The sequence below is a fragment of the Colwellia sp. BRX10-3 genome (assembly GCF_014077505.1).
Classification (GTDB): Bacteria; Pseudomonadota; Gammaproteobacteria; order Enterobacterales; family Alteromonadaceae; genus Cognaticolwellia.
In genome coordinates this window covers 325561-343843 of record NZ_JACGWA010000001.1, presented here as the reverse complement: position 1 = coordinate 343843, position 18283 = coordinate 325561, and the positions used below count along the sequence as shown (strand labels likewise).

Genomic DNA, 18283 nt, shown 5'->3' with positions numbered 1-18283 from the left:
GGCGTCTTTTAATGTTTATTAGCTTGGCACTATGCTTGCTTTAACCATAAGTAATATTAAGTAACAAGAAATTGACGTAAGCGAGATAGCTATGGATATTAAAACCAATTCTTTATACGCCCAAATGCAAAGCATGTCTATGGAAGCTATGGGTAACCGACTTCCTATAGGCCAAGAAAATGGCATGGGTATGGGCACGCCAGCTGTTAGCAAATCAGGTAGTGATTTTGGTAGTTTATTAAAAGATGCTGTAAATAATGTCAATGAACTACAAAAAGATGTCAGTGAGAAAAAAATGGCTTTTGAGATGGGTGACCGCAGTGTTACCTTGGCCGACACCATGATTGCGGCGTCAAAAGCCGGAATTGCTTTCGATGCGACAATTCAGGTTCGCAATAAGTTCGTTGAAGCTTATAAAGAAATTATGAGCATGCCGGTTTAGCTCCAGTTGCTAAAAATAAAACGATATTTACGCGGAGAGATATAAGTGGCAGATACAACAGACAACACAAATTTAATGTTAGCAGATGGCAACAGTGATTTAGTCGCTAACGACGGTGCAGATGATGCCGTTGGTGAACAAAAGTCAGGTTTAGCGGGTGCCATGGGTAATGTTGATTTTCTGCGTCAAATGACGATAGTAATTGCACTCGCGATTTGTTTCGCGATTGCTATTTTTGTCATCATGTTGGCTAACCAACCCGAATATCGTTTTTTAACCAAATTGCCCACCGAGCAACTGATTAAAACTATGGACTTTCTTGACAGCAATCAAGTTGAATACCGTCAAGAAAATAACACCATATCTGTAGAAAGTGATGAATACCAAAATGTTAAACTAATGCTTGCTCGCGAAGGTCTAAGTGATGCACCTTCACAAGGTAGTGAAATTCTTATGCAAGACATGGGTTTTGGTGTTAGTCAACGTCTTGAAAGTGAACGCTTAAAGCATTCTCGAGAGCAACAGCTCGCTCGCACAATTGAAGAGCTAAAATCTATTTCACGCGCACGTGTTTTATTAGCTATTCCTCGTGAAAACGTTTTCGCGAAACGTGAGAAAAATCCGTCTGCTACTGTGGTACTGACCTTGCGCCGCGGCCGTCTCTTATCAGAAGAAGAAGTTGACGCGGTTGTTGATATTGTCGCCTCAGCAGTACAAAGCCTTGATCCAAACCGTGTCACAGTGACTGATCAAAACGGTCGGTTATTAAATTCTGGCTCACAAGATTCTGTTTCTTCGCGCTCTCGTAAAGAATTTGAAATTGAACAAAAACGTGAAGCTGAATATATGGATAAAATCGATTCGATTTTAATTCCAGTCGTGGGTTTAGGTAACTTTACCGCTCAAGTTGACGTTGCGATGGACTTTACCAATACTGAAGAAACCCAACGCCGTTATAACTCTGATTTACCTGCTTTGCGTAGCGAAATGAAAGTTGAAGATAATACCATTGGTGGATTACTTGGCGGCATTCCTGGCGCGTTAACTAATCAACCCCCTCTTGACAGTAATATTCCAGAAGATGCGACTGGTAATGCTCAACAACGCACTATGCCTGGCCGTAAACATTCAGAGTCGACACGGAACTATGAACTCGACGAAGCTATAAGCTATACCAAACAACAAACCGGCGTTATTCATCGCATTAGTGTTTCTGTTGCCTTAGATTACTTACCTGGCGTTAATGCTGAGGGCGAACCTATGCCAACGCCACGCTCTGTGCAAGAAATGGCTAATATTCGCCGTTTACTGCAAGGGAGTATTGGCTTTAATTTGCAACGTGGTGACTCATTAGATGTGGTTACTTTACCGTTTTCTCGTGCAGAAATTATAGAAGTAGAAGCTGTACCCTTGTGGAAAGATCCTACTATTTATAAATATGCCAAATTGATTGGTGCGGTGATCTTAATATCGATACTGTTTTTTGCGGTAGTACGTCCGATGTTAAAACGCTTAATTCATCCTGAACAAACCCCGAGTGACTACGGTGATAAATCGCTTGATAGTCATATTGATTTGGGTGATGAGACCATGGACATGCTAACATCTGAATTCGATGCTGGCGCAGTTGGTTTCGCGCCAGATGGTAGTTTACAATTACCTGATTTACACCGTGATGAAGATGTCTTAAAAGCAGTACGTGCATTAGTGGCAAATGAGCCAGAATTATCATCGCAAGTAGTTAAAAGTTGGTTGAACGAAGATGAGTGATGAAAATCAAGAAGTAGCAACACAGCAGCCGTCTGGATTTGACGTCAATAAACTTGATGGTGGCGAAAAAGCCGCAATTTTATTGTTGAGCCTTTCAGAAGAAGATGCTGCGCAAATACTAAAACACTTAGAGCCGAAGCAAGTGCAAAAAGTGGGTATGATCATGGCCGGTATGGAAGATTTTACTCAAAAGAAAATCACGGCTGTGCATAAGTTGTTTATTAACGAAATTCAAAATTTCTCTACTATTGGTTTCCAAAGTGAAGAATTTGTACGTAAAGCTTTAACCGCAGCATTAGGCGAAGATAAAGCCGGTAACCTCATCGACCAAATTGTTATGGGTGGCGGCGCTAAGGGTCTTGATTCATTGAAATGGATGGACTCGAAGCAGGTGGCGAATATTATTCGTAATGAGCATCCACAAATTCAAACTATTGTTTTATCTTATTTAGAACCCGAACAATCGGCAGAAATAATGACGCAGTTTGCCGATAAAGTACGCTTAGACCTTATGATGCGTATCGCTAATTTAGAAGAAGTTCAGCCGGCAGCACTACAAGAGCTAAACGAGATCATGGAGAAACAATTTGCTGGTCAAGCGGGTGCACAAGCAGCGAAAATGGGCGGCTTGAAAGCAGCAGCAGATATTATGAACTATTTAGACACTAATGTTGAAGGTATGTTAATGGATTCAATTCGTGAACATGACGAAGAGATGAGCCAACAAATACAAGACTTAATGTTTGTCTTTGAAAACCTTGCCGATGTCGACGACAGAGGTATTCAATCTATCTTAAGAGAAGTTCAGCAAGATGCGCTAATGAAAGCGATTAAAGGTGCTGACGAAGCCTTGAGAGAAAAAATTATGGCGAATATGTCTAAACGTGCAGCAGAAATGTTAGCCGATGATCTTGAAGCTATGGGGCCGGTGCGTATTAGTGAAGTTGAAGCAGCACAAAAAGAAATCTTGGCCGTTGCGCGTCGATTATCTGATGCCGGTGAAATTATGCTAGGTGGCGGTGGTGGTGGCGATGAATTCTTATAATCCAATGTCAGAGAGAGCAGAATAATGGAGCCGAATTCTGAGCCAAGTAGCGAAAAGGTAGCGTCAAAAAAAACTGAAGAAGTGAATACTTGGTCTGCACCTAGTGTACAACCTGATGCAGAGCAAGATGATGGTAAAACCAATGCTTTTGGTAAGTCACGCACCTGGCGTTATGAACCGCCAGAAGAAACAGAACTCAATGACCCTGTACCATTAACAGCGCAAGATATAGAAGAAATTCGTCAAGCAGCGTTTGAAGAAGGTTTTAGTCAGGGAAAAGAAGAAGGTTTTGCTAAAGGTTTTGAAGAAGGTAAAACCAGTGGTCATCAAGAAGGGGTGATCTCAGGTCACGAAGAGGGGGTAACACAAGGTTTAGCCGAAGGTAAAGAGACCAGCGAACAACAAATTGCGGCAATGCAAACGCTTTTAGAACACTTACATCAACCTTTGGTTAATGTTGAAAAAAATGTTGAAGCGCAATTATTACAGCTAGTGGTGCAATTAACTCAAGCGGTAACCAAACATGAAGCTAAAACTAACCCAGATATTTTATTATCAGCTATAGCTGAAGGCATTAAAGCCTTGCCGGGACAAGAGTCTCAAACACAAATACTATTGCATCCCCAAGACATTAAATTAGTAGAAAAACAATTTGGTGCACAGCATATCCAAGAACAAGGCTGGCGTTTACTTGCAGCTCCGCAGTTAAGCCCAGGTAGTTGTCAAATTGAAAACAGCACATCGAATATTGATCTTAGCGTTAAAACCCGCTTGAACGAGGTTTTAGACGCGTTTTTACAAGAAGCGCTACACCAATAAATATCGTGCCTATGACTTGAATAAGTCAATCAGTTTCAAGGCATAATAAACATAGCCCCAAAGCACTTTGTACCAGTAAATTTTATTAAAAAGCGTAAAAAAATCTATGGTTGATATAAATCGCATCACTGAACGTTTAAAAAACTGTGAAAAGCTTATTCACCCGCACAGTGTGTCTGTTGCCGGGCGTTTAGTGCGCGTGGTTGGTTTAACGTTAGAAGCAGTAGGCGTTAAAGCACCTGTTGGTAGCCAGTGTTTGGTAGAAACGTCACAGGGCGATCTTATTGCCGAAATTGTTGGTTTTTCACAAGATATAACCTTTTTAATGCCAGAACAAACCTTACAAGGCGTATTGCCTGGTGCACGCGTCGTGCCTTTATCGACTAAAGCACGTTTGCCACTGTCAATGGATTTACTGGGAAGGGTAGTCGATGGTGTGGGTAAACCCCTCGACGGAAAAGGGCCGATCAAAGCGTCTGATAGTTATCAATATAATAGTAAACCTATCAACCCATTGTCACGACGGGCAATTACAGAACCATTAGATGTTGGTGTTCGTTCTATTAACAGTTTTCTTACCGTGGGTGTTGGTCAACGAATGGGGTTATTTGCCGGCTCAGGTGTTGGTAAAAGTGTGCTTTTAGGCATGATGACACGTGGCACAAACGCCGATGTTATTGTCGTAGGCTTAATTGGTGAACGTGGTCGAGAAGTTAAAGAGTTTATTGAAGAAATACTTGGTGAAGAAGGTCGTGCCCGTTCTGTCGTAGTGGCCGCACCCGCCGATAACTCACCATTAATGCGCCTTAAGGGCTGTGAAACTGCCGTGCAAATTAGCGAATATTTTCGTGATCAAGGCTTAAATGTTTTATTACTTGTTGATTCTCTTACCCGTTACGCACAGGCACAGCGTGAAATTGCGCTCGCGGTTGGTGAACCACCAGCCACTAAAGGTTATCCGCCTTCAGTTTTCTCTAAATTACCGCAACTCGTTGAGCGAGCAGGTAATGGTGGTGATGGCCAAGGTTCAATCAGCGCATTTTTTACCGTTTTAACCGAGGGCGATGACTTACAAGACCCGATTGCAGATGCCGCCCGTGCCATTTTAGATGGTCACATTGTGTTGTCTCGAAAATTGGCCGATGCTGGCCATTATCCGGCGGTTGATATTGAAGGCTCTATTAGCCGTGTGATGCCTATGGTAACCAGTGAAGAACATCAACAGCTTGCAAGGCAATTACGACAAATTTATGCTTTATATCAAGAAAATAAAGATTTAATTTCTATTGGCGCTTATAGCCGAGGAACCGACCCAAGAATAGATCAAGCGATTGACTTACAACCGGTTATTCAGTTTTTCTTACAACAAAAAATGCTAGAAATTATTCCATACGATCAAAGTTTAACCCAGTTGCAGGAAGTATTAGCAGCGGCGCAAGCGCATGCTCAACAAAATCAGCCTGCACAATGATCAACCTGCACAAATATCAATAAGGAATTAAACCCATGAAGCAGTTGAACACCTTATATAAATTTGAGCTTAATAAAGAACAAAAAGCCTCGCAAGCATTGCAAGCGGCGGAGTTTGACTATCAACAAAATAAAGATCGTTTAAAAAATGTCAGTGATTATCGCTTAGAGTATATGCGTCGGCTAAATCAACGTTCATTAGAAGGTATTGATAGTGCTACCTATAGCCATTTTCATGCTTTTATAGCGAAACTAGATAATGCTTCTCAGCAAGTTAAAATAGCGGTTCATCAAGCTAAAGCGCTGGTTGAAACCCGAAAAAAACAATGGTTAGAGCAAAGACGAAAAATACAAGCGGTGGAGTTATTACGTGATAAAAAGCTTGCCGCCCTGCAATTAACAGCCAATAAACAAGAGCAGAAAATGTTCGATGAAATAGCCACGCAACAATTTGTCCGCCGTCGCCTTTAATCCCCGTCATTGCACTGTAAATACTGCTTTATTGTTTAAGTAAGCTTTCTAGTTACCTTTCGAATAGCACTAAAGTTTTAGCTTTGGAACGAATTTTGCTTAGATAACAATAGAAATAATTTATTAAATTACGCTTAAGTCTATGTTTAAGAAAGGTCTGTTATGTCTCAAGTAAATTTATTGTCTGTTGATGTTGGCCAAAACCCTGATATGCAAGGTAGTAAAGGTGAGGCGCCAATAAAAAGTCAAGCTAAAGCCAACGCATTTTCCGATGCGATGGAGCAACATTACCCCAGAAAAAGTCTTGCTGAATCAGATAACACTAAGCAAGGTGGCAATTTTGCGTCTAAAGCGGCAGAACATCAACAACAGGTTATTAAAAATGATGGCTCATTAACACCAGTTAAGGCCACGAAAGCTGACGATGCGCATACTTTACCTGTGCCTTTACCGATAGATGATGAGTCGTTAACCTCTAAATTAACCGCAAGTGACAGTGCTCATACGCTACCCGTACCTTTTCCCATTGATAACCAGTCTTTAGCTGCACAACTAAAAGCAGAAAGCACTGATAAATATGATGCGCACACTTTACCTGTGCCTTTGCCAATAGATGATGAATCTTTAATAACTAAGCCAATGCTTGGTAACGATTATATTTTACCTGTAACAATTTCCCCAAATACTGAACAACTAATTACAGCGGCTAAATCTAAAGATGATGCTCATATTACTCCTGTTCCAGTAACACCATTACAAAGTGAAAATAGAGAATTTAAACAAGTTGAAGGAGCATTGAAAGGCGACTCTGTGGCGCCTATTAGTTACAAAAAGCCTTACCTTGACTTTCAGTCGCAAAAACTTCAGCAGCAAGAGTCTCAATCAAAAATTGACAGCACTGATAATATTGCAAATGACGATACGGTTGATCTATTAAAAATGTTAAACGGTGCACAGCAATTATTGACAAAAACTGCTGCAGAGCAACCTAACATTGAGCAGAAAGGTAAAAATTCTGCAGTAGTAACCGAGCAAATATTGGCAAGCAATAAGATAATGGCTGAATCTGAGCGGGGTAAAAACCAGGTTGCTGAGCAAAGCCTGCTGGTAAAAAACGCTAAAGGTGAGCATGTAAAAACCTCTCCTAGTGCAAGCGATGCGCAGCAAACTCAATTACTTGTCGGCAGCAAAAATACAGCAAAACAATTGACTGAAAATGCCACAACGAATGTAGTCAGTAAAATATCAGATAATGTAACGGGTAAAGCAGTAGATAATGTAATCGAGAATGTAGTAGACGATGTGGTAGATAATGTAGCTAAAACTACGCCTGCTAATATAGCAAATAGTCTGTCTGCCTTAGATGCGAAGCCAATTACTTCAAAAGAAACGGGCATCATGGGTTTCGCCAACGAGCGAGGCTTAGTTGATGATGTCGACTTAATAGTAAAGCAAGTAAGTAGCCAAAATTTAGCTCGAGAAGCCGCTGTAAGCTTAGATAAAAATCAAGAAGCTAAACAAGTATCTGGCAATAGAGAATTACACAATAGTGTCAGTAATGGTGATAGTGAACTTGACTTCGCAAACGCTAATAAAACTCTCTCATCTGAATTAAACGTTGTGCATAAAAGTGACGTTGCACAAAGCAATGATGTAAAAGTGCAAGCGGCAGAGTCAATAAAAGCAAAGGTAGCCGAATTCGTACAAGTTAATGGTAACGAACCTACACAAGCTCGTGTTATAAACCAAAGTACAGCAACAGCGATAAGCATGTCGACTTCAGATGTAAAGGACAATGCTAATCAAAAAACTGCGGCAAATGAAGATGTTAGCAAACTAGCTAATGTGATGGGTGAAGAACAAAAATCAACTAAAAATGAGGGCGAGAAACAGCTGCCTCAAGCTGAAAAAGTGTTATCAGCTTTTAATCAAACATTGGATACACAGGCTGCTAAACCCACGGCAAGCTCTGCAGAAATAGCCGCGCAACAAGAGCAGCGCTTTGAAAGCACAATAAATCAATTAACAACAAATACCGTACAGACACAAAAATCAATCACCGCAATGAATACCGAAACTATTGCTATTTATCGTAAAGACTTTGCCAATGCAGTAAAAGATAAAGTGATGGTGATGATCAATCAAAAAATTCAACAAGTGGAAATTAAGCTTGATCCACCAGAAATGGGCAATATTCATGTACGGGTGAATTTACAAAATGAACAAGCAGCCGTGCAGTTTGTTGTGCAAAATCAGCAAGCAAAAGAAGCTTTAGAGCAAAATATGGGCAAGTTACGTGATATGTTGGCTGAAAGTGGCGTCGATGTAGGCGAAGCAAGTATCGAACAGCGTCAAGCTAAAGAGCAAAATGGCAATGGTTTTGACCAACAGACTAACAATGGCCAAAATAGTGAGTCGACTGAAGATAATTTCAATGAAAATGATAACTCGATGGTAAATGTGGTTAAAGCTTCATCAACGGGCATCGATTACTACGCTTAATTGATAAAACTCGTTGGATTAGGGGCTATTCAACGATATAGTTTACTAATAGATATAAAAACTCTTCAAAGGTAGGGATCATGGCTGACGAAAAAGAACTTGAGCTAGATAATTCAGGCAAGAAAAAGAAACTGATTATTATTATCGCTATTGTTGTGATCTTAGCTATTGCAGGCGGTGCTGCTGCATTTTTTATGCTTGGTGGCGAAGATGAGCTTTCACAAGCCGAGCTTGATGCTGCTTTAGTATCAGGCGGCGAAAGTCAAACGGTAGAAAGCGCAGGAGCTGAACTTGGCTCTGCTTTATATGTTCCTATGCCAAGACCTTTTCGTTTTAATGTACCAGGCACAGCTCGTGACCGTTTTGTTGAAATTCGTGTGCAACTGCTGGTGCGAGGCGCTGACAATGAAGAAGCGGCTAAAAAGCATGTACCTTTAATTGAAAGTACATTACTGGGCGTGTTTTCACAGTCAAATGCTGATGACTTAGCAACCAGTGCCGGAAAACTATCATTAAAGCAAAAGTCTTTAGTTGAAGTTCATAAAATAATGACTGAAGTTGAAGGCAGTGAAGTTGTCGAAAAAGTACTATTTACCGGCTTTGTTATGCAGTAAGTCTAATTGAAACCAATAATTTTTTAGTGATTAATTCAATGGCTATGTTTTTTGAACAGCGTAACTACATTAACAAGATAAAGAGACTATCGAGTGAGTGATTTATTATCTCAAGAGGAAATTGATGCACTTTTACACGGTGTAGACGATGTTGAAGAAGAAGAAATTGAAGAGGATGATGCCCAAACAGAAGGCGCGTCTGATTACGATTTTTCTTCACAAGATCGTATTGTGCGTGGGCGAATGCCAACGCTGGAGATGGTCAACGAACGTTTTGCTCGCCACATGCGTATCAGTTTGTTTAATATGATGCGCCGATCTGCAGAAGTTTCTATTAACGGTATCCAAATGATCAAGTTTGGAGAATACGTGCATACTTTATTTGTGCCAACCAGTTTGAATATGGTGCGTTTTCGCCCGTTAAAAGGTACAGCATTAATCACCATGGAAGCGCGACTAGTTTTTATTTTAGTGGATAACTTTTTTGGTGGCGACGGCAGATACCACGCCAAAATTGAGGGTCGTGAATTTACTCCTACCGAACGTCGTATCGTGCAAATGCTGCTAAAAATTATCTTTGAAGATTACAAAGAAGCCTGGTCGCCAGTAATGGATGTTTCATTTGAATACTTAGATTCAGAAGTTAACCCTTCAATGGCAAATATTGTTAGCCCGACCGAAGTAGTGGTTATTAGCTCTTTTCATATAGAACTTGACGGTGGTGGTGGCGACTTTCATGTTGCTTTACCGTACTCGATGTTAGAGCCGATTCGTGAATTACTTGATGCCGGCGTGCAAAGTGACAAAGAAGATACCGATATGCGTTGGTCGAAAGCCCTGCGTGATGAAATTATGGATGTGCCGGTCGAATTATCGACCAAGTTCATAGAAGTTAAATTGTCACTACAAAAAATTATGGATTTTAAAGCTGGTGATATTATTCCGATTGAAATGCCTGACCACATTACCGTGTTAGTTGAAAATTTACCCTCTTTCAGGGCTAAACTTGGTCGCAGTCGTGATAATTTAGCACTGAAAATAGAATCAAAAATTAAGCGTCCAGAGTCAGTGAAATCAGAACTGACCATATTGACCAAGGGCGGTAAGCGTTTAGACAATGATGCTGAACTGCACTTATTAGAAGACGACTTATAACCGTTTTTGTAAAGCAGTATTTATAAAAAATTTATTAAATGTGGTGTGAAAATCGCATAACAGCATAATAAGTAATAACAAACGAGTCGCGTGGATTTTTTGACGTTATTCGATGAAAATTGAGGCAAAATAGCATGAGTACAGATAACGAAGAAGATTTAAGCCAGTGGGATGAGGCGATGGATGAGCAAGCTGCGTCAGAAGCTGCTGAAACTGTCGAATTGGAAGATTTACAAGAAGATAGTGACTCTATATCAGGTGAAGAGAAGCATAAGCTTGATGCTATTTTAGATATACCTGTGACCATTTCTATGGAAGTCGGGCGTAGCCATATCAGTATTCGAAACTTGTTGCAGCTTAACCAAGGCTCGGTTGTTGAACTTGATCGTGTTGCAGGTGAAGCATTAGATGTGCTGGTTAATGGTACGTTAATCGCGCACGGTGAAGTGGTTGTGGTTAACGACAAGTTTGGTATTCGCTTGACTGATGTTATTAGCCAAGTTGAACGTATTAAAAAGTTAAAATAGCGACTAATGAAAAAAATATTGTCAGTACTCTTTGTCTGGTTGGCATGTTTCGTATTTGCTCACGCGGAAGAAGTTGTTAGTAATGTTGCACCGTTAGGTCCTACTGCAGTTAATGTTACCTCGGTAGATGTTCCTTTAGTAGACGTTGTTTCTAAAGCGGCTACACCTGTTGAAGAAACAGTTATCCCTGTTGAAGTCGGCAAGCATGTTACAGCGAATATGAACTCCATGAGCATGATCATGTCATTGCTGATGGTGCTCGCAGTTATCGTCGTTAGTGCCTTGATATTAAAGCGCTTTCAAGGGGTAAGTCAGAGCCACCAGGGCTTGAAAATAGTCACCAGTTTACATCTTGGTTCCAAAGAGAAGGTAGTGGTGGTGCAAGCGGGAGATAAACAACTATTGTTGGGTGTTACTACGCAGCACATTACCTTGTTAGAAACCCTAGATAAACCCTTGGTGAATACTAAAGAAAATAGTGTCGACTTTGCTCAGTCGATAGCTAAACTACTCAAACAAAAAGCTATAAAAACTTATGATAAACAAAAATAAAAAATCATTATTATCGTTAAACAAAATCGTAACTTTATTGTTTACGATTTTGTCGTTTTTACTCATTAGCAATACTAGCTTTGCCGCCGATGATCTTTCATTATCAGCGTTAACCTTGACCACTAATCCTGATGGTTCACAAGAATACTCAGTTACCTTACAAATATTAATTTTTATGACCGCGCTGAGTTTTATTCCCGCAGCGGTTATTATGATGACATCGTTCACCCGTATTGTGGTGGTAATGGCGATTTTGCGACAAGCGTTTGGTTTACAACAAACGCCGTCAAACCAAGTCATTATTGGTATTACCTTGTTTATGACTTTGTTTATTATGACGCCGGTCTATAACGAAATTAATGCCCGAGCAATTCAACCCTATTTACAAGACCAATTAACTTCTGTTGAAGCGATTAATAAAGCTAAAGTACCCTTACGTGCCTTTATGTTAGAGCAAACTCGCATTAAAGATTTAGACACCTTGGCCCAAATGGCCGGTATTGATCAAGTTGATCAACCCACAGATTTACCTATGACAGTGATCATTCCAGCCTTTGTGATCAGTGAATTAAAAACCGCATTTCAAATTGGTTTTATGTTATTTATTCCATTTTTAATTATAGATTTAGTGGTAGCCAGTATTTTAATGGCCATGGGTATGATGATGTTATCCCCGATGATTGTATCTTTACCGTTTAAGCTCATGTTATTTGTGCTTATTGATGGTTGGAATTTAGTCATAGGTACGTTGGCAACCAGTTATGGTATGGGAGCTACGTAATGGGTCCTGAGGTATTTGTTGATATTTTGCGAGATGCGTTGCTTCTAGTCATTATACTGGTGAGTGCCGTTATTGTTCCAAGCTTAATTGTCGGCTTGATTGTGGCAGTATTCCAGGCCGCTACCTCGATAAATGAACAAACATTGAGTTTTTTACCGCGTTTAATTGTTACTTTGCTTTCCTTAATTATGGGTGGGCATTGGCTAGTACAAAAACTAATGGATTATACCATTCGACTGATTGGTAGCATTCCTAGTGTGGTAAGTTAACCATGGAGTTCACTGAGTCAGTTATCAACCAAAGTATGGCTGACTTTTTGCTGCCGTTAACGCGTATTTCAGCCATGGTAATGTCAATGATTGGCTTAGGTGCAAAAGCAATTCCTGGCAGGGTAAAACTATTCTTTTGCTTAGCTGTTACCGTCGCCGTTATGCCAGCATTACCACCAACACGTGTTGATGATCTGTTTTCATTAGCGACAGCACTGCTTATTGGCGAGCAAATGATTATCGGTATCATGTTAGGTTTTGTCACTGTGATGGTGGTAAACACCTTTACGTTAGCCGGACAAATTATTGCTATGCAAACCGGTTTAGGTTTCGCTTCGCTTGTTGACCCCGCCAGTGGTACAAGTGTGCCAGCGGTAGGTCAGTTCTTCTTAATTCTTTCGTCATTATTATTTTGGGCGATGGATGGTCACCTAGCTTATTTACAATTTGTAGTGGCCAGCTTTGACACTATTCCTATTCCAGCCACTGAATTTTCCAGTATCAAATTTAAAGAAATTGCCGAATGGGGCGGCTGGATGTTTGCCACCGCATTATCACTCGCTATTGCGCCTTTAACGGCGATGTTATTGATTAATTTTTCATTTGGCATTATGACGCGAGCAGCACCACAATTAAATATTTTCGCCATTGGCTTTCCCATTACCATGTGTGCAGGGTTATTAATTATGTGGCTGACTATGGGCAATTTCTATAGTCATTTTATTATGCAATGGCAACGCGCCTTAGATTTTAGCTGTTATCTCATTGACTGCGGAGCAGCACCTTAATGGCTGAGTCTGACAGTGGTGAAAAAACCGAAGAGCCGACGGCAAAAAAACTCTCTGAAGCGAGAAAAAAAGGTCAAATAGCGCGTTCAAAAGATTTAGGCACTATGTTTGTTTTAGTCGGTGCAGCCCTTGCAATGATGCTATTGGGTAGCTCACTTGTTGCGGGCTTGTCTAAGTTGATGACCCGTCTTTTTAGCTTAAGTCGTAAAGAAACCATGGATGTGCATGCTTTATATCAAGTGGTAAGCAATGGTATCAGCGAGATTCTTGTGCCTTTTCTTTGGATACACATTATTATTGTTATTGCGGCACTGATTGGCAATATGCTGCTTGGCGGTATCAGTTTTTCTTGGCAAGCAATGGCACCTAAAGCCAGTAAGCTTTCGCCAATGGCGGGTTTTAAACGCATGTTTGGCGTGCAAGCCTACGTTGAACTGATTAAGTCAATTCTTAAGTTTTTTGTGGTTTTTATTTCAGCTTATTTGTTATTAAGTGGTTTGTTCGGTCAAATTGTGAATTTAAGTACGGAAAATATCCCGAATAATTTTGCTCATGCGGTGTCATTACTGATGTGGATGTTTTTGGCATTAGCGCTTTCAATTGGCATTATTGTGGTCATAGATGCGCCATATCAAGTGTGGAATCATAATCGCCAATTAAAAATGAGTAAGCAAGAAATTAAAGACGAAATGAAAAATTCGGAAGGTAGCCCAGAAACCAAAGGTCGAATAAGAAGAGCGCAATATGAAATGTCACAACGGCGCATGATGCAAGATGTGCCAGGGTCTGATGTGGTCATTACCAACCCAACCCATTATTCAGTGGCGCTTAAATATGATGCTGAGGTTGGCGGTGCACCAGTATTAGTAGCTAAAGGCATAGATGAAATGGCCTTACATATTCGCACCATCGCCAAAGAACACAATATTGAAATTGTGACATCACCTGCCTTGGCGAGATCCTTATATTACACCGCAGAGCCGAATGAAGAGATACCCGAGCAATTATTCGCGGCTGTAGCGCAAATACTGGCGTTTATTTTTCAACTTAATGCCCATAAAAAAGGTAAGGCATTGAAACCAAAACCCGTTGCTAAAAATCTACCTATTCCTGATGAGTTTCGTTATTAAAGCAAGTTAGTTTTAAGCTTTCAGCTCTAAACTGAAAGTGTTAAACCAATTTTTTATATCGTTAATCGCTCGCTTCACGGGATAAAATCTGATCTACAAATATATAAAATAAAGCGATTAGAACTACTGTTTTATGGACTTGGTCTGATTATTGCTTTTTATCAAATATGTCAAAAAATTATCCCTAAGAGCTCATGCAGTTAGCCGCAACTTTTAATAATTTAAAGAAACAAAAACTTAACCTACTTTCTGGTCTAGGTACGCCATTCCTTGTAATGGCTGCGCTCGGTATGGTGATTTTACCTATGCCGGCATTATTGCTCGACATTCTCTTTTCTTTCAATATAGCCTTGTCCTTGGTGGTTTTATTGATTACGGTTTATACCTTAAAACCGCTCGAATTTGGTTCATTCCCCGCCGTACTACTAATTGCGACTATTTTGCGCTTAGCGCTCAATGTGGCCAGTACTCGAGTGGTATTGCTTGAAGGTCATAAAGGGCCTGATGCCGCAGGGAAAGTTATTGAAGCTTTTGGCTCGGTTGTTATTGGCGGTAATTACGCGGTTGGTTTAGTCGTTTTTGCTATCCTTATCATTATAAATTTTGTTGTTGTGACCAAAGGTGCAGGACGCATCGCTGAAGTAACTGCACGATTCACGTTAGATGCGATGCCTGGGAAACAAATGGCAATCGACGCTGATTTAAATGCTGGTTTTATCACGGCAGATGAAGCCCGAGAACGTCGAATTGAAGTCACCAGTGAAGCCGATTTTTATGGTTCAATGGATGGTGCGAGTAAATTTGTTAAAGGCGATGCCATTGCTGGGATTTTAATTCTTTTTATCAATATTGTCGGCGGTTTAATTATTGGTATGGTTCAGCATGATCTTTCATTTGATAGTGCGGTTGAAATTTATACCCTACTTACTATTGGTGACGGTTTAGTTGCACAAATTCCAGGGTTATTGTTGTCAGTTGGTACGGCAATCGTGGTTACTCGTCAAAACACTTCTCAAGATATGGGCGAGCAAGTTAGTAGCCAACTTGGGCAGGGTAAATCACTTTATATTGCTGCAGGTGTTATGTTTGTTATGGGCATAGTACCAGGTATGCCACATGTTGCCTTTTTAACCTTTGCGATATTAATCGGCGGCGTAGCTTTTTTCAGCAGTAAATACAAAGTCGCAAAAGCGGCACAACTTGTCGAAGATAGCCAAGCACAAGAAGCGCAAAATATACAACAAGAAGCTGACGTTAAAGACCTTGGCTGGGACGATGTTAACCATGTTGACATTATCGGCCTTGAAATAGGTTATCGTTTAATTCCTTTAGTTGATAAAGCCCAAGGCGGAGAGTTGCTTAATCGCATTAAAGGTGTCAGAAAAAAACTTTCGCAAGAATTTGGCTTTTTGGTGCCTGCCGTTCATATCCGTGACAATTTAGATTTAGATCCTAACAGTTATCGTATATCGCTTATGGGGGTAACTGTTGGAGAAGCAGAAATTCGCCATGATAATGAATTAGCTATTAATCCAGGTCAAGTTTTTGGCAAACTCGATGGTATAGCGACAAAAGATCCAGCTTTTGGCTTAGATGCGGTATGGATAAAGCAAGATCAACGCGAGCATGCACAATCGCTTGGTTATACCGTTGTCGATGCAGCCACCGTATTAGCGACACATCTAAGTCAAATCTTAACTAATAATACCGCACAATTATTAGGCCATGAAGAAGTGCAAAATTTACTTGATATGCTTGAGAAGAGTTATCCGAAATTGATTGAAGGCCTTATTCCTGACGTATTGTCGCTAGGCACTATAGTTAAAGTATTACAAAACTTAATGAACGAAGGTGTTGCTGTACGTGATATGCGCAGCATTATTCAAACATTAGTGGAATACGGTCCTAAGAGCCAAGACCCTGAAGTATTAACAGCAGCGGTTCGTATAACCTTGCGCAAATTCATTGTGCAAGAGTTAGTTGGGCCAACCATTGAAGTACCTGTCATAACTTTGTCACCAGAGTTGGAACAAATGTTGCACCAGTCAATGCAAATGGCTGGAGACGATGGCGCAGGTATCGAACCAGGTTTAGCAGAAAGACTACAAAAATCTTTGACCGATGGTGCACAACAGCAAGAAATGGCTGGCGATACACCAATTTTATTAACGTCTGGCATTTTACGTTCAGTACTCGCTAAATTTGTGAAATATACCATCCCGGGATTACGTGTAATTTCTTATCAAGAAATTCCGGATGACAAACAAATTAAAATTGTCAGTGCAATCGGCCAGTAAAAAAACACTTCAAAGTAAGTTGTACCGAATTATAGGGGTTGGCGATGAAAATTAGACGTTACGTAGCAAAAGATATGAGAACCGCACTCGCACAAATTAAAGAAGAATTGGGTGTTGACGCGGTTATTATGTCTAATAAGAAGATTGCTGAAGGTGTCGAATTAATGGCGGCGGTTGATTATAACCAAAGTGTTAAGCCTGCTAAATCATCAGGTTCTGACCACAAGCAGCATAATGCTGATGCCAATAACCAACCGGCTAATCGAGTAGATAGTGTTGAAGATACCGTCGCAATAAATGGTTCACCCAAATCAATGAGCCAGACAGCGGATAAGTCAGTGCAACAGTCGACGACTGTGCCGGCCGATAGCTTGGCTGCGTTGTTAAGCCGACAAGTACAACAAAATGGCTACGATAAAGCACCTGCAACACGTGCATTTAATAGCCAAATAGAAAACTCAACGCCTAAAGAAAATCATCAAGGCAGTGCCAAGCGCGGCGCTGCACCTCAAGATATCGAACAGCAGTTTAAAAACTTTACCACCCGTTTAGAGCAAACTACGAGCATAGAATCACCTGAAGATGGATTTAATCAGAAATCGGAAGCTGCTGGGAGTGAGTTAAATAATTCAAATTTCAATAACGCGATTGAACAATCAATAGCGGGTGCGGATAAAATGAGTTCACATGGTGATCGTCAAATAAATAGCAGTGAATTTGACCATATGCAAAAAGAAATGTCTTCAATTCGCCAGCTTTTAGAACATCAAATGTCGGGTTTAATGTGGCAAGATATGGCACAAAAAGACCCAATGCGTGCAGTCTTAGTTAATAAGTTAATGGCCATGGGCCTTAATGAACAAGTTGCCGATCAAATTGCAGGTTACATTCCCGCCAATACGCATGAACAAGACGCATGGCAGCAAGCAAAACATATTATAGCGCAACAATTAAATACGACGAATAATGATATTATTCAACGTGGTGGCGTGGTTTCACTTGTTGGACCTACAGGAGTAGGTAAAACTACGACTATTGCAAAACTAGCTGCCCGCTTTGCACAAATTCACGGCGCTGACCAAGTGGTATTAATTTCTACTGATAGTTATCGTATTGCCGGTTTTGAGCAGTTAGCAACTTACGGTCGTATTATTGGTTGCCAAGTTAAACTTGCCAACGACGCGAATGAACTCGATAACCTGTTACAACAGTTTGCACAAAAGAAATTAATATTGATAGATACTGCCGGTATGGGACAAAGAGATATGCGTTTAACTGAGCATTTGACTACCTTAATTGCGAATGCTCGTGTTAGGATTCGTAACTACTTAGTGTTAGCTGCAAATACTCAGCAGCGTGTAATGCAAGAAAATGTTGAACGCTTTAAGAAAATTCCATTGGCGGGCTGTATTTATACTAAATTAGATGAAAGCCTTAGTGTGGGTGAAATTATAACCACTTCACTGCAAAATGGTTTAGCTATTGGCTATCTTACTGATGGACAAAGGGTTCCAGAAGATATTAAAGTTGCAAATGCTGAAAAATTGGTTACGCTAGCAGATAGAATGGCAATCAAGTATCAAAGCTCAGGGGCAGTTTCTTGGCGGGCACCCGTAGCAGTATAGTCGCCTCACGTTAGGCAGAGCAGTTA

The 18283-nt window shown here is 40.5% G+C and carries 17 protein-coding genes; all 17 read left to right on the top strand.

Annotation, left to right across the window (positions count from 1 at the left end; all coding sequences use genetic code 11):
- Positions 1-91 precede the first annotated feature (91 nt).
- Positions 92-442, top strand: a complete 351-nt coding sequence (gene fliE, locus H4J38_RS01530) for a flagellar hook-basal body complex protein FliE (protein WP_182128797.1) — start codon at positions 92-94, stop codon at positions 440-442.
- A gap of 45 nt (positions 443-487) precedes the next feature.
- Complete coding sequence (gene fliF / locus H4J38_RS01525) at positions 488-2212, top strand: flagellar basal-body MS-ring/collar protein FliF (protein ID WP_182128796.1); 1725 nt, start codon at positions 488-490, stop codon at positions 2210-2212.
- Complete coding sequence (gene fliG, locus H4J38_RS01520; protein WP_182128794.1) at positions 2205-3257, top strand: flagellar motor switch protein FliG; 1053 nt, start codon at positions 2205-2207, stop codon at positions 3255-3257. The genes fliF and fliG overlap by 8 nt, the downstream gene beginning before the upstream one ends.
- 24 nt (positions 3258-3281) lie before the next feature.
- Positions 3282-4076 (top strand): flagellar assembly protein FliH, encoded by a 795-nt coding sequence (gene fliH / locus H4J38_RS01515; RefSeq protein WP_182128792.1) that lies wholly within the window; start codon positions 3282-3284, stop codon positions 4074-4076.
- Between the two features lie 106 nt (positions 4077-4182).
- Complete coding sequence (gene fliI, locus H4J38_RS01510) at positions 4183-5547, top strand: flagellar protein export ATPase FliI (protein ID WP_182128790.1); 1365 nt, start codon at positions 4183-4185, stop codon at positions 5545-5547.
- Between the two features lie 35 nt (positions 5548-5582).
- Entirely contained in the window at positions 5583-6017 is a 435-nt protein-coding gene (gene fliJ, locus H4J38_RS01505; protein ID WP_182128788.1) for a flagellar export protein FliJ, read from the top strand.
- Between the two features lie 162 nt (positions 6018-6179).
- Positions 6180-8519, top strand: a complete 2340-nt coding sequence (locus H4J38_RS01500) for a flagellar hook-length control protein FliK (RefSeq protein WP_182128786.1) — start codon at positions 6180-6182, stop codon at positions 8517-8519.
- A gap of 80 nt (positions 8520-8599) precedes the next feature.
- A complete protein-coding gene (gene fliL / locus H4J38_RS01495) occupies positions 8600-9133 on the top strand; it encodes a flagellar basal body-associated protein FliL (RefSeq protein ID WP_182128784.1) in 534 nt (177 codons plus the stop codon).
- A 93-nt stretch (positions 9134-9226) separates the two neighbouring features.
- The gene (gene fliM / locus H4J38_RS01490) at positions 9227-10288 is read left to right on the top strand and encodes a flagellar motor switch protein FliM (protein ID WP_182128782.1); all 1062 of its coding nucleotides are present in this window, start codon (positions 9227-9229) and stop codon (positions 10286-10288) included.
- A gap of 134 nt (positions 10289-10422) precedes the next feature.
- Complete coding sequence (gene fliN / locus H4J38_RS01485; RefSeq protein WP_182128780.1) at positions 10423-10815, top strand: flagellar motor switch protein FliN; 393 nt, start codon at positions 10423-10425, stop codon at positions 10813-10815.
- A 6-nt stretch (positions 10816-10821) separates the two neighbouring features.
- Positions 10822-11367 (top strand): flagellar biosynthetic protein FliO, encoded by a 546-nt coding sequence (fliO, locus tag H4J38_RS01480; RefSeq protein WP_182128778.1) that lies wholly within the window; start codon positions 10822-10824, stop codon positions 11365-11367.
- Entirely contained in the window at positions 11351-12148 is a 798-nt protein-coding gene (gene fliP / locus H4J38_RS01475) for a flagellar type III secretion system pore protein FliP (RefSeq protein WP_220465391.1), read from the top strand. Before fliO ends, fliP begins: the two co-directional genes overlap by 17 nt.
- The gene (gene fliQ / locus H4J38_RS01470) at positions 12148-12417 is read left to right on the top strand and encodes a flagellar biosynthesis protein FliQ (protein WP_182128776.1); all 270 of its coding nucleotides are present in this window, start codon (positions 12148-12150) and stop codon (positions 12415-12417) included. The genes fliP and fliQ overlap by 1 nt, the downstream gene beginning before the upstream one ends.
- Positions 12418-12419: 2 nt before the next feature.
- Positions 12420-13205: a flagellar biosynthetic protein FliR gene (fliR, locus tag H4J38_RS01465; protein ID WP_182128774.1), complete on the top strand. Its 786-nt coding sequence runs from the start codon at positions 12420-12422 to the stop codon at positions 13203-13205.
- Positions 13205-14335, top strand: a complete 1131-nt coding sequence (gene flhB, locus H4J38_RS01460) for a flagellar biosynthesis protein FlhB (RefSeq protein ID WP_182128772.1) — start codon at positions 13205-13207, stop codon at positions 14333-14335. Before fliR ends, flhB begins: the two co-directional genes overlap by 1 nt.
- Positions 14336-14529: 194 nt before the next feature.
- Positions 14530-16632, top strand: a complete 2103-nt coding sequence (flhA, locus tag H4J38_RS01455; protein WP_182128770.1) for a flagellar biosynthesis protein FlhA — start codon at positions 14530-14532, stop codon at positions 16630-16632.
- 44 nt (positions 16633-16676) lie between these two features.
- Positions 16677-18257, top strand: coding sequence for a flagellar biosynthesis protein FlhF (gene flhF, locus H4J38_RS01450; RefSeq protein WP_182128768.1), 1581 nt, complete (start codon positions 16677-16679; stop codon positions 18255-18257).
- Positions 18258-18283 lie beyond the last annotated feature (26 nt).